This window comes from Agromyces sp. ISL-38 (assembly GCF_018613935.1).
In the GTDB taxonomy this organism is placed as follows: Bacteria; Actinomycetota; Actinomycetes; order Actinomycetales; family Microbacteriaceae; genus Agromyces.
In genome coordinates, this window is sequence record NZ_JAGGPF010000011.1 from 1 (window position 1) to 12,366 (window position 12,366).

The window sequence follows — 12,366 nt, forward strand, 5'->3', positions numbered from 1 at the left end:
GCGCTCCCGGCGAACCCGGCGGGCCCGGCGGGCCCGGCGCTCCTGGCGGGCCCGGCGAACCTGGCGCTCCCGGCGCTCCCGGCGCTCCCGGAGTCACTCCGGTCGTCACCACGTCGGATACGTCTGCACCTCCGAGCAACACATCGCGCGGACACAGTGGCGGACGTGGGCTTGCCGACACCGGCGTCGACGACACGAGCATCATGGTGCTCCAGTCGGCGGCGGTGATCGGGATGCTGGGGGGGATCATCCTCGTCATCGCCGCGGCTCGCCGCCGGCAGAGCCGACGGGTGTAACCCGGCTCGAGCTACCGCGCCACACGGGATCACCCCGTGTGGCGCGGTCGCGCGCTCGGCCACGTAGTGCCCTCCGAGCTAATCTGCCAACCAGTTGAAATTCACGACCGGGTGAAGGAGTCAGATCATGGGCAAGGTGTTCAGCGACATCGCGGTCTCGGCCGATGGCTTCGCGGCGGGCATGAACCAACGGGCCTCCTCGACGAGCTGCGACTGCACGTCACGCCGTGCGTCCTCGGTGCGGGCGAGCGTGTGTTCGACGGCGTGCCGCCGCAGGCGCTGGAGCGGGTATCGGTGCGAGCGGCGTCACTCGTGACGCACATCACCTACCGGCCGGTGCGGGCGTAGCCTCCGGCTGCGGACCCCACCGATTGTCTACGCTGGCGGAATGAGCGAGACGCCGGCCCCCACCCACTTCCGCATCCGCTGGGGCTGGTTCGCCGGATGCATCGTGCTGGGCCTCGCCGCCATCATGGTCGGGGACTTCGTGGCACCCGCCGCCGACCGCGTGGGCTACCTCGCCGGCGTGCTGGCCAACGTCGGTACCACGCTGCTACTGGTGGGCATCGTGGTGCTGCTGGAGCGGCGGATCATCGACAACGCGGTGCGCTTGGTCCGCACCGCGAACGAGCAGGCGAACGAGGCGATCCGAGTCCAAATTCAAGATCTCGATGACCGGCTGGCCGCCGAGTGGGCGTCCGCGACTGCCGAGAACGTGGCCGAGAAGACGGCCGAGACCCGTCGGCTCACCGACGAGTTCACGAAACGCATCGTCGACGACGCCAAGCGCGAGGCGTAGACCCGACGATCCGCAGTGGGAGCGGATGCTCCCTAACGTACGCGAGGACATTCCTCCCATGGAACATAGGGATGCCGGCGACTCAACAGCATGTGTCCCCCTAATTGCGGACAGATTTTGCTGGCATTTACGGCTTAGGCTCACGATCAGATCCCTCGAACGCAGCGACTGGGGATTTTATTCCAACTGAGGCATCATCAATAACGAACTTGGGGACTATTCATGATTGATTTCATCGCCCGCCTCGCTGATCGCACCGTGGGCCTTTTCGCGCCGCGCACTGAAGCGCTTGCCGCATGCTCAGGCTCTTATACGATCTGCACAGGCTTCTGCTCGCCGAATTCCAGATGGGTGTACAGGTGCACGTACAAGCCGGATTGCACCGACACGTGCTCGAACACCGGCATGTGCTGTGCGTGAGTCTGAGAATGTACACCTTGTTTAGTTTCATCACCGAACTTGCGGACCGAGCGGTGACCCTCGTAGCACCTCGAACAGAAGCGCTAGCCGCGTGTTCAGGCAGCTACAACGTCTGCGCTGGCAGCTGCAGTGTGGGTGTCGGTAGCCGGCGATGGTACTACTGCACCATAAAGCCCGACTGCACAGACACCTGTACAGGGCAGAGTTGGTGCTGCTAGGGAGTGGCAGTCGTATTCTCCGCAATCATCGCGGGAACATTTATAGCATCCGCTCTGAGCAAGTTGCGAAGCAGGTCGGCTTGGTCTGGCTTTGTCAAATCTATCGACGCCCTCGAGTTGCCAGTATTGAGGCTTGCGTCCATCGCTACGGGGGTGGTCGCAAGCGGCGTAGTCGGATTCGAGCTCGCCATCGCCGTCTTCGTGATTATTCCGCGCACGTCCGTTTATGGGCTGTCCCTTGCTCTGATTCTGTTGACGGCGTTCTGCGCGGTGATTCTTTTTGCCATCCGCAACAAGAGAACGGCAGAGTGCAGATGCTTTGGCGTGACGGGGCAACCGCTCGGCCCCGTGCACATTGCAAGGAACCTGCTGATCATGTCAATCGCTGCATGCGGCCTTTTCGTTAGCGGTTTGCCGATAGGGCAGCTCACGCCGATGGAAATCACCGTCGTAGTTCTTGTTTCTCTCGTCGGAGTGGGCGTCATCGCATCCTTTGACGAACTGTTCGGGCTCTTCTCGAGAGAGCGTCGGTAGTCCAAGGCTTCCGTAGTGCGGTTCTCGCAGAAGCCAGACCTAGAAAGAAGTATGGAGAGTCCTCAGTTGAACGTTGTAGAGCTCACGGTGGCAATTGCCATTCTCATCCTCTTGCTGCTGAACCTATTGCTCACCTATGGCGTCGTCCGGCGACTCCGAGAGCACGGCACTCGCCTTTCAAAAGTTGAAGCAGGCGGCAATGGGGGCGGCGCCGACTCGCTCGGTCCGGCAAGCCCTGCACCCGGGACGTCTGTTCCGTCTTTTGAGGCGGCTGCTGTCGACGGGTCAGTCGTGAGCAGCGCGACTACAAGCCAAGGTGAGAAGTACATGGGATTCTTCTCCCCGACCTGCGCGCCCTGCCGGGAGCGCCTGCCGGAATTCATCAGCTTCGCTCAGCGCAGAAGCCCAGACGACGTTGTGGTCATTATCCAAGATGGAGACGGCGCGAGCGAAATGGCGGCGGCAGCCACGGGGGTTGCCCGCGTGATCATCGACGATGGCCCCGGCGGGCAATTGATTGAGTCGTTCCAGGTTGATCGGTTTCCCACGCTGATCGCACTGCAGGATGGCGTCGTGACCACGAATACCTCGATTATGGGCGGACTGCCCTCAGAACTCGTTCGCTAGCACGGAGCCCCCGGGCGGCGGCGTATCCCGCCAATGGCACGCACGCCCTCGCGGCGTCCGAACCACAATTCCTCCGACATGCTGTGCGGGCACGCAACCCCATTCACGCGAGTCCTCGCTTCGTGGATTGTCTCCCAAGAGAACCAATGTTCCATCGGGGACGCGGTTGCCGTCGGAACCAGCGATGGGAATGTTGTGTGGAAGATTTTGCCCACCGGTGGCAGCCACGCGCTTCACTAATAGGCGATCCGGCGAAACCCCATCGGCGAGTTGCTGTGAGTAGCGATAATCCTTCGGAAGGCGAACAAGGACGATGTCGCCCGGCTCAAGCGGTTTGCGATATCGTCGGCGAACAAGAATGCGATCGCCGTCGTGAAGTGTCGGCGCCATGCTCATCCCGCGGACCGTTACAAGCAGATAGCTGCGTCGACCGAGAAAGACCAGTGCGGTTGCGGCGACGAGGAACAAGGCGAAGACGATGCTTCCGATAATCATTAGCAGTCCCGTTCGCGGAGCATCCTTGGCCTTGTGGCCCAATGAGATCAAATGCTAGCCGGTCGTCAGGCTCCGATGGCCCACCGTGCTGAAATCTGCCGATACAGCGTGATCGCGGTTGTTTGGACACAGACATGCTGAGCTACATCAGGCTAGGTCTCGCAAGTCATGGATGGCGAGCGACATCACTCGTGATCGGTGTTGTCGTGGCATCGGCAAGTTTCGTTCTACTGACCTCGGCGGTCCAGTCAACCCGTGCCGAGGTAGTGGGCACCGTGCAGGACAACGCTCGGTCGGCGTACGACGTGCTGGTGCGACCGAAAGGCTCTCTGACGGACATCGAGGAGAGCCGCAATCTCGTCCAGGACAACTACCTATCAGGAGTTTTCGGAGGCATCTCCATGGATGCGTACGAGCAGATCCGGGATATTCCTGGTGTCGAAGTCGCTGCCCCCATCGCGAACTTGGGATACGTGAACGTGGTGGGCACCGCATATGTTGACCTTCGTTCATTTGTCAACGATGGGGCATCATTGTTCCGCGTGGATCCTACCTACGCGGCGGCGAACGGGGCCGCTCGGTACAGCGACGCCCCTCGGTATTTGTACTACACAGAAAGCGCATTCGATGGGGAGCCGCAGGGCGTCACGACCGTGGAGAACGACAGCGGTGCACAACGGTGGCCGTGCTGGTATTTCAATGTCGATCCGCTCGGCACCGGCAGCGCCCCGCAGCGGCCCTTCAGACAGGAGACCGACGCATTTGTCGTCGGCCAGTCGGCCTTCGACCCGGAGTTGCGCACGGGTTTGGAGTGCTACTCGTCGGTGAGTCCATCAACGAGCTCCGGAGCGGGGATTACGGATCAACCAGATGGCTTTGTCGGGGTGAGCATTCCCGTCGCATTCCCGGTTCTAATCGCAGCGATCGATGCCGAGCAAGAGGCCGCCCTCGTGGGTCTTGAGGACGCAGTCACTGAAGGCAGCTATCTCCTCGCAGATGAACAACCATCGGTAGAACGAGTGCAAGGGCGGGGGATGGTGGATGTTCCTGTTCTTCTCTCGACGGATGCATTCGCGGACGTAACAATGGGCCTAAGCGTGACGCGGCTTGATATTGGCGGCACACGAGCTCTCGACCAATTGGACAGCCCTGCCGCCAGGCCATGGCTGACTGGATTGTCTGGATCGAAGGTGGGCGAGATAAATGTTGACTTGACGGGAGTGTTCGAGCCTTTGGCTCAGTCGTCGCGTTTGTCATTTGGTGTTGGGCCGGCCAACTCCTTTAGCCCAGAGGTCGGAAACTACTGGACGACCGGCCCGGTCGCATATGACGACGCCGGGGGCAGGCTTGAGGCGTCGATTAAGCCGTCACCAGAGCCGCAGACTTGGGCGGCGCAGTGGACTAAGTACGACCAGAACATTCCGGTGGATAACCAAGCGACACAGGTGCGCGATGTAACATTGATCGAGGCCGCGATTTGCAGCGCCGGATGCGAGGTGCCTCGTCCCTTCGTGACAGGCAGGTTCGATCCAGAAGAGATCACGGGTTTCTCCGGACTCTCCCGCCTCCCGCTGGAAAGCTATCGTCAACCGGAGGTCACCGGGGCCGATGAGAGAACCCGCGAGATACTCCACAACGACGCGTTGCTTCCAGATCGCAACCTCGGCGGATACTTGCGCCAGCCACCTGCGATGCTCACCACACTTCAGAGCATCACAGCGTTCCTGTCCAGTCGCGCCGACGCGGAAAGGAGTGCGTCGACGCCCATCAGTAGTATCCGGATCCGGGTAGCGGGCGTATCCGGTGTGGACGAGCTCTCGCGTAGCCGAATAAATGCCGTTGTCGCCGGGATCAAGAATCAACTGGGGGATTCCGTTGTTGTAGAAGTCACGGTCGGGGCCTCACCCGCCCCCCAGCAAGTCGTTCTTCCGGCTGGCGTCGCCGGTGCCGAGCAGATTCTTGTAGAGGAGTACTGGGCCGAGAAGGGTGTCGGCGTCAGGATCGTCAATGCGATAGACGCAAAGAGTGGCGCTTTGTTCGTCTTGGTGCTTGTCGTCTGCACTCTTTATCTCGCGCAAGGCGCCCTCGCGTCGGTTAGAACTCGTCGTGCGGAAATCGCTACTTTGCTCGGTATGGGTTGGGCACGTGCTACAGCATTCCTAGTGATCGCGGCCGAGCTACTCGTCATCGGTGCACTGGGTGGGTTCCTTGGAGCACTTGTGGCTTGGGTGACAGCAGGGCTTCTCGGAATTGGCGTAGCGACCAGTCAAGTCCTGCTCGCAATCCCGCTGGCCGTCCTCGTCGCGTTAGTGGCGGGCCTAATTCCAGCGTGGCTGGCGTCGCGAATCTTGCCCGTAGAGGCGTTCCGACCCCCGGTCGCGCCTGTCTATCGTTCGCGGCAGGTGCGGACACCACTTGAGCTTGCGCTTGCAAATGTGGCTCGGGGAAGAACTCGCACGATCCTTGGAGCGGCCGGCCTGGCTCTAGCTGTAGCGGCCCTGACAATTCTGCTTGGAATGACGATCGCCTTCCGCGGCCAGGTAGCTGGGACGCTCCTCGGCACCGTCGTGACTGCTGAGGTTCGTGACGTTGACTTTCTTGCCGTCGCGGTAAGTATGGGGCTCGGGACCGTCGCTTTGGTCGACGTGCTGCTGATGAACCAGCGCGAGCGTGCGGGCGAGTATGCCGTACTCAGTGCCACCGGATGGAGTACCAGCGAACTCGCACAGGTGACTAGGTACGAGGGGATCGCCATGGCCATTATGGGCGGATTCGTTGGTGCCGCCCTCGGCGCCGCCGTGGTGATCGCAATGGGTGGTCCATTGGTAACCCCCGAGGTAGTCATCGGAATGCTTGTCGCCACAGGTTCGTCGATGGTGGGCGGATTGGCCGTGGTACTGCTTGTTCTGCTCGGTTCCACCAGCCAAGTTGCACAAATGCCTCCCGCCACGATTTTGGCCGCCGACGAATAGGACTTGAATCGATGTCAAACGCTCACACCATGCGTCAAGGCGTGCCAGTCGCTGTCGAGGGAGTGTCGAAATCGTTCCTTCAAGGAAAGCGCCAGACACATCGGGCGCTCAACAACGTGGACCTCGCAATCAAGGCCGGCTCGACCGTTGCGCTCACTGGGCCGTCCGGTTCCGGCAAGTCGACGTTGCTTCATCTCATCGGCGGCATGGAGCGCCCCAGTGAGGGCCACATAACCGTAGGCGAGACCCGCGTCGACCAGCTGTCGGTCCGTGACCTTACCCGGTACCGGCGCAACGTGGGATTCGTGTTCCAGAAGTTTCATCTGCTTCCCGGGCTCACTGTTATCGACAATGTCATTGCTCCGGTGTTGCCTCGCCGCGTCTCGTTTAAGAAGAGTGCTCGAGCCCAGGAACTTCTCGAGTCGGTCGGGCTAGGAGATCGCGCCCTTTCGATGCCTCATGAACTTTCGGGCGGCCAACAGCAGCGGGTCGCCATCGCTCGTGCAGTAATTGGCTTTCCCGACCTCCTCATCGCGGACGAACCCACTGGCAGCCTCGATGGCGCGACGGGCGAAGAGATCATGCAACTATTACTAACCACTAGCGACACGTGGGGCACGACGCTCGTCGTTGCGACGCATAATCTCAAGGTCGCGGAACTGTGCCAACAACATGTGCAACTCGTGGATGGTGCCATCCATCGGACAGTAGGCGTGTGATGAGCACACAATCGGCCCGACCCGGCCTCCGGTACGCGACCTCATCTACGTTCATTGCCCTGGGACTGACATGGAGCGCAGGCCCCATCGTCGTGCCGATAATCATGGTGGTCAAGGTGGTGCAAGGTCTGATACCAGCTTCGCTCGCTTGGTCCATGAAGCTGTTGCTCGACAACATTCAATTGGGGACGGTACAGCCAGGCGAGATCACCTTGCTCGTACTCGTGATCGGCTTTCTCGGATTGGCGGCCGCTGTCGCCCCACCACTGACCACGTACCTTGAGGCTCGATTGGTTCGTCTCGTCGGTCTTCGAGTTCACGACGACTTATATCGAACGGTCAACGGGTTCGATGGTATTTCACATTTCGAAAGCCCACCATTCTTGGATCGACTGCGTCTCGCCAGCAATGTCGCCTCGACCGCTCCTCATGCCGTTTTCTCATCTTTGTTCAGCATCGTTCAGAGTGTGGTGAGCCTTGTGAGTCTCGCCGCTGTGCTGCTGACCATTAGCCCGCTTATCTTGAGCATCATTGTCCTGGCCGCAGTCCCCGCATTTATTATCCAGATACGGATCAGCAGACAACAAGCGAAAATGATGTGGGCGATGACTCCAGGAAGCCGCCGAAGGATGTTCTATCAGATGCTGATGCTCGACCTTTCGGCGGTCAAGGAAATCCGACTCTTCGGTCTTGGAGACTTCTTTGCTTCGCGTATGCGCCAGGAGACGGTCGACATCAACGCGATTGACGAATCGATCGACCGCAAGACCCTCGTGGGTCAGCTTCCATTGGCTGCGCTAAGCGCCATTGTTACGGCCGTCGGACTTATCTGGATCACCACTGAAGCATTACAGGGCCACTTCCTCGCCGGCGACGTATCGGCCTTCATCGCGTCGGCGGCAAGCGTGCAGGGGGTAATCGCAGCCCTCGTGGCGGCGTCCGGACAGTACCACCAGGCGATATCGATGCTCCGCCACTACTTGGACGTCCTGCAGACCGGCTCCGATTTGATCTCTACACCGTCTCCGCAGCAGGTCCCGAGCCTCGCGCAAGGCATCGAATTCAGAGATGTATGGTTCCGTTACGGTGAATCAGAGCCGTGGGTCTTGCGAGGGGTCTCCTTCGACATCGCGGCTGGGACTACAGCTGCGCTTGTCGGCCTTAACGGAGCGGGCAAGAGCACGCTTGTGAAACTGCTGTGCCGCTTCTATGACCCGGCGCGTGGGTCCATCACCTGGGATGGCATCGACCTGCAGCAACTAAAGTTGTCCGAGCTACGGGATCGAATGTCAGTAGTGTTCCAGGACTACATGCCATACGACCTGACTGCAGCTGAGAACATCGGAATCGGAGACCTGAGAGGCATCGATGATCAGGTACGGATCCAGTCCGCTGCCGAGCAGGCAGGTATACATGAGAAGATAAGCAGCTTGGATCGGGGCTATCGATCGATGCTTTCGCGAACGTTCTTCGCGGGCGAGGATAATGATGATCCCGCTATCGGTGTTTCATTGTCCGGTGGTCAATGGCAGCGCATCGCCCTGGCCCGTGCGTTGATGCGATCCGGGCGTGATGTTCTCATCCTTGATGAACCAAGTGCCGGACTGGACGCTGCTGCCGAGCAGGCGGTGCATGAACGTCTTCAACAACGCCGCGAGTCTACAACGAGTCTCTTGATCTCGCATCGTCTGGGTGCGGTCCGCCACGCCGACAAAATTTTGGTGCTGGAGGACGGCAAGGTGATCGAAGTTGGGACTCACGGCGAGCTCATGCTGCTTGGTGGTAAATATGCACGACTGTTCACCATTCAAGCCGCGAACTACATCGACGCAGAGAACGTTAGCCCGTGATCGTCATTGGCAAACAGCTCAAAGACGGTAGAGATGCTTGTTTGGCTGCCGAGTACGCAGCGCGCAGCCCGCGCGCAGTTTCGACGTGGGCTGGGTCGGCGATCACGGCCCGCGACGCCCAGCAGCGTTCGTGGTCGGCGACCGTGCGGCCCTCGCACACGACGATCACCCGGCCAAGCGTGGCCGTCACGGCCACGAGCCGGCCGATCACCCGCGGATCGACGGAGTAGTCGTTGGGATCCGCCGCGGCGACCCGCTCTGCCTGATCGGCGACTCCGGCACCGGCAAGTCCCACCTGTTGATCGGGCTCGGCACCGCCGCCGCCGAACGCGGGTACCGGGTCAAGTTCACGTTGGCGACCAAGCTCGTCAACGAGCTCGTCGAAGCCGCCGACGAGAAACAACTCGCGCGCACCATCGCCCGCTACGGCCGCGTCGACCTGCTCTGCATCGACGAACTCGGCTACATGGAACTCGACCGCCGCGGCGCCGAACTCCTCTTCCAAGTCCTCACCGAACGCGAAGAGAAGGCGTCCGTCGCGATCGCATCGAACGAGTCCTTCAGCGGCTGGACCAAGACCTTCACCGACCCGCGCCTGTGCGCCGCGATCGTTGACCGTCTCACCTTCAACGGCATCATCATCGAAACCGGCACCACCTCCTACCGGCTCAACCACACCCGTAGCCGGCAACCATGACTGTGACGGCATGCCACCGATTAGTGACAACCGTCGTCGTCCCGGAACCCACCCAGCTCCCAAACCCGCGGCCGGTAGGCCGCTGTGGCCTACCGGGGATCACTACGAGTCGCACAGCACGTTCGCGACTGAAGCGCGGCTCTGGGATGGATTCAGCATCCAAACCTGTAGCCTGAACAGCAGCTGGAGGGAGCATTACAGTGGCGTTATTGCGGTCTGGTCGCGGCCGACGCAGGAGTGCCCTCGTGATGATTTCTTGCGCACTCATCGTCGTTGGCAGTGCAGCGGCAATCGCGGCACTCTACGTGATCACGAATCCCGCAGAGCTCGCGATAATGGTTGAGTGCTCCGGGCCAGCGGACGTCCGGTGCTCCGACAATTTCTTTTTCGGAGTCCGAGGCGGCCGTAACGCCCTCGCGACAGGCTTGGTCGTTGTCGCCCTCGTCCTTTGGTTCTGTTCTGGCGTCACAACTGCACTGGCGGCGCAGCAACCGCAATCGGTCGCCGCACCGCCAGCAGATGCATAGCCGTCGTTGTCAGCCCCCGAGGAGATTCCAAGTGGGGTTGTTATCGAAGAAAGCCTTGATGTTCGCGATGTAGCCGACAACCGAGCATGAGCGGGCGCTCGTGTCACCGTTACACGGCTTCACATTGCTTCCACCTGTGTTGACGCCGGTAATTACGCCCATACCGAGTACACCGCCGTTCCAGCCCGCGACGACAGGACCGCCACTGTCACCCTTGCCAAATAGCGGGGAGTCGGTGGTCGAGTGCACCGTGATCAGGTTGTTGTAGCAGAGCGATTCCGGGAAGAAACACAACACGTCGCCGGTGGTTTGCACCTCCGCCAGACAGTTCAATCCGGAGTACGCGCCACTGGGGCAAATGATGTCGCCTGCAATGGGGTAGTAGCGCGCCTTCACTCCGAGCGAGGTTGAACTCGTGTACGAACCGGTGTACACGCGGCCCTGAATCCCCGCACCGTTTTCCAGGCTCAAGCGCTTGAAGTCTGAACCGCCCGAGTTACCGTCCTGCATCGTCCCCAGCGCCCAGTTGTTACCGTTGGCCTGTCCCGACCTCCAAGCATCGCCGATTGCGCCGCAGTGATCGGCCGTGAGTATCGCGGTCTGATAGCCGCCCGTGATGGGAGCCACCACCGGGAACGCTGACGTACATGAATAGCCGTTGGCTGGCTTGTAGATGCGTGCTCCGCCATAGAACGGCGACGAATCTCCCCAACGCCAACCGGTCGCCATCGCTGGATCCTCAGCGGTCGTCTCGACGACGACAGGAACGCCACCAGCCGACGCAAGCCCATCGACGTCTTGGGCCGCACGACGCTGCGTCGTGGATGATTCGGCGACAGACACGACGAGCCCGCTGTTGTTCTCAGTTGTGCGGACAGAGACAACGTGAATTCCCGCGTCGACCGCCGACTGCGCCAGTTCTAGTGCCTGCGCTTCAAGCTCTCGGGCACTGTAGACGTCCTCGACGAATCGGTAGTTTTCACCGACAACCTCTCGGACGCTCTGCTCAATCTTGCTGGCCTCGCCTTCGAGGACATGGACGTCGAGCGTTCCAGTTGCCTGGTCCCAGGCGAGATCGTTGATGTGCTCGCCCTCGGGGCTCTCCACTAGCTTCTGAATCTCCATGCGCAGGTCGGAAGGAATTCCGCCAGTCTCAGGGAGAGGAGCATCTTCCCGTGAATCCTCAACTGGACGAGGGAGCGCAGGTGATGCTGCGCCCTCCACCCCGCTATTGAAGGCTTGCGCCGTTCCCGGCGCGGTTAGCACCAAGGCCACCAACGCGATGCCTGCAGCTGCGCCTACTCCAACTCTCCTACGAACTTTCGAACCCAAGACCCGTACCTTCTCTCTGTAGACCGAGATGCGACGGCAACCGAGTTTCGGTAGGCCGTTCCGTCAGACGGGCCAAAGCGTACGAGCGACTCCATCTCGGGGGATAGTCGGCACATAAGCGGACTTGCACCGAGCAGCCCGATCTGGGCCCGAGAGTTCGTCAGTAACCACGAGCCCGAGGCCCTTCCGGCACCACGAGCCGCCACACTCGAACCGCATGGGGCGGTCGTCTCGGCAAGGCGGAGCGTGAATGCGTCCATCAGTTCTACGGACATCACTCCACCGGCCGACGATGACCGACTCAATCCCCGCGCAAGAGGTTCGAACGGCTGCCGCGATGACGCGGGCAACCCGACCAGCTGTGTAACGACGGCAGCCCTTCCCTATTCATCTTCATGGGCGCGAGCGCCACCATGAACCTGCCCTGGTGGTCCTGATTCGGGCCGTCAGCTGGTCCCAAGTCAGGTTGACAGAGCCACTCGGGCGATGCGAACGGCAAGATCACCATCCGCTACGCCGGGAAACTCCGCCACCTCGGCATCGGCCGCCGCCACCAAGGCAACCCGATCATCCTGCTCACCGCCGGCGACGAGACCATGATCATCGACCGGCACACCGGCGAGATCCTCGCCGAACACACCCTCAACCCCGACCGCGACTACCAACCCCGGAAATGAAGAAACCCCCTCCCGAAGGAGAGGGTTTCTGTCACCTATGTCCCGACACATCTGTAAACGATGTCCCGACACATCACAGGGCGGAGACGGCGGGATTTGAACCCGCGGTCCCCTTACGGGGACTCCACCTTAGCAGGGTGGTGCACTCGGCCGGACTATGCGACGTCTCCTCGTGAACGCTTGCGCGAACACGCGAGAGCCAT

11 protein-coding genes, 1 tRNA gene and 1 pseudogene are annotated in these 12,366 nt (G+C 60.9%); 8 read left to right on the plus strand and 5 right to left on the minus strand.

Annotation, left to right across the window (positions count from 1 at the left end):
- From J7E25_RS13305 to J7E25_RS13325, 4 genes are all read left to right on the plus strand, one after another.
- Positions 1-296, plus strand: a 296-nt coding sequence (locus J7E25_RS13305; protein WP_214870640.1) for a hypothetical protein, incomplete at its 5' end; no start/stop codon positions are given.
- 388 nt (positions 297-684) lie between these two features.
- Positions 685-1,095 (plus strand): hypothetical protein, encoded by a 411-nt coding sequence (locus J7E25_RS13315; protein ID WP_214870642.1) that lies wholly within the window; start codon positions 685-687, stop codon positions 1,093-1,095.
- Positions 1,096-1,736: 641 nt separating this feature from the next.
- Positions 1,737-2,267 (plus strand): MauE/DoxX family redox-associated membrane protein, encoded by a 531-nt coding sequence (locus J7E25_RS13320; RefSeq protein ID WP_214870643.1) that lies wholly within the window; start codon positions 1,737-1,739, stop codon positions 2,265-2,267.
- Positions 2,268-2,318: 51 nt separating this feature from the next.
- Complete coding sequence (locus tag J7E25_RS13325; protein ID WP_214870644.1) at positions 2,319-2,894, plus strand: redoxin family protein; 576 nt, start codon at positions 2,319-2,321, stop codon at positions 2,892-2,894.
- Here the strand turns inward: J7E25_RS13325 and J7E25_RS13330 are convergent.
- Positions 2,877-3,389 (minus strand): S26 family signal peptidase, encoded by a 513-nt coding sequence (locus tag J7E25_RS13330; protein ID WP_214870645.1) that lies wholly within the window; start codon positions 3,387-3,389, stop codon positions 2,877-2,879. The two genes, J7E25_RS13325 and J7E25_RS13330, sit on opposite strands and share 18 nt — an antisense overlap.
- Positions 3,390-3,523: 134 nt before the next feature.
- Between J7E25_RS13330 and J7E25_RS13335 the strand changes: the two genes are divergently transcribed.
- The 3 genes from J7E25_RS13335 (at position 3,524) to J7E25_RS13345 (ending at position 8,930) form a co-directional block, all read left to right on the plus strand.
- A complete protein-coding gene (locus J7E25_RS13335) occupies positions 3,524-6,361 on the plus strand; it encodes an ABC transporter permease (protein ID WP_214870646.1) in 2,838 nt (945 codons plus the stop codon).
- Between the two features lie 29 nt (positions 6,362-6,390).
- Complete coding sequence (locus J7E25_RS13340) at positions 6,391-7,080, plus strand: ABC transporter ATP-binding protein (RefSeq protein WP_214870647.1); 690 nt, start codon at positions 6,391-6,393, stop codon at positions 7,078-7,080.
- Positions 7,081-7,235: 155 nt separating this feature from the next.
- Positions 7,236-8,930 (plus strand): ABC transporter ATP-binding protein, encoded by a 1,695-nt coding sequence (locus J7E25_RS13345; RefSeq protein ID WP_214870648.1) that lies wholly within the window; start codon positions 7,236-7,238, stop codon positions 8,928-8,930.
- Here the strand turns inward: J7E25_RS13345 and J7E25_RS18460 are convergent.
- Positions 8,920-9,225, minus strand: coding sequence for a hypothetical protein (locus J7E25_RS18460; RefSeq protein ID WP_374196230.1), 306 nt, complete (start codon positions 9,223-9,225; stop codon positions 8,920-8,922). The two genes, J7E25_RS13345 and J7E25_RS18460, sit on opposite strands and share 11 nt — an antisense overlap.
- Between J7E25_RS18460 and J7E25_RS13350 the strand changes: the two are divergent.
- A pseudogene (locus tag J7E25_RS13350) lies at positions 9,169-9,627 on the plus strand (ATP-binding protein); the annotation flags it as partial. The gene J7E25_RS18460 and the pseudogene J7E25_RS13350 overlap by 57 nt on opposite strands.
- 536 nt (positions 9,628-10,163) lie before the next feature.
- Here the strand turns inward: J7E25_RS13350 and J7E25_RS13355 are convergent.
- From J7E25_RS13355 to J7E25_RS13365, 3 genes are all read right to left on the minus strand, one after another.
- Positions 10,164-11,279: a S1 family peptidase gene (locus tag J7E25_RS13355; protein ID WP_214870649.1), complete on the minus strand. Its 1,116-nt coding sequence runs from the start codon at positions 11,277-11,279 to the stop codon at positions 10,164-10,166.
- Positions 11,280-11,947: 668 nt separating this feature from the next.
- Positions 11,948-12,124 carry a hypothetical protein gene (locus J7E25_RS13360; protein WP_214870650.1) on the minus strand — a complete coding sequence of 59 codons (177 nt, stop codon included), beginning with the start codon at positions 12,122-12,124 and terminating at the stop codon, positions 11,948-11,950.
- Positions 12,125-12,244: 120 nt separating this feature from the next.
- Positions 12,245-12,333, minus strand: a tRNA-Ser gene (locus J7E25_RS13365).
- Positions 12,334-12,366: the final 33 nt, after the last annotated feature.

What these genes read in the sequence shown, in the direction of transcription:
- J7E25_RS13315 (WP_214870642.1), top strand. Translation starts at nt 685, where the DNA reads ATGAGCGAGACGCCGGCCCCCACCCACTTCCGCATCCGCTGGGGCTGG.
- J7E25_RS13325 (WP_214870644.1), top strand. Translation starts at nt 2,319, where the DNA reads ATGGAGAGTCCTCAGTTGAACGTTGTAGAGCTCACGGTGGCAATTGCC.
- J7E25_RS13330 (WP_214870645.1), bottom strand. Translation starts at nt 3,389, where the DNA reads ATGATTATCGGAAGCATCGTCTTCGCCTTGTTCCTCGTCGCCGCAACC.
- J7E25_RS13335 (WP_214870646.1), top strand. Translation starts at nt 3,524, where the DNA reads ATGCTGAGCTACATCAGGCTAGGTCTCGCAAGTCATGGATGGCGAGCG.
- J7E25_RS13340 (WP_214870647.1), top strand. Translation starts at nt 6,391, where the DNA reads ATGCGTCAAGGCGTGCCAGTCGCTGTCGAGGGAGTGTCGAAATCGTTC.
- J7E25_RS13345 (WP_214870648.1), top strand. Translation starts at nt 7,236, where the DNA reads ATGAAGCTGTTGCTCGACAACATTCAATTGGGGACGGTACAGCCAGGC.
- J7E25_RS13355 (WP_214870649.1), bottom strand. Translation starts at nt 11,279, where the DNA reads ATGGAGATTCAGAAGCTAGTGGAGAGCCCCGAGGGCGAGCACATCAAC.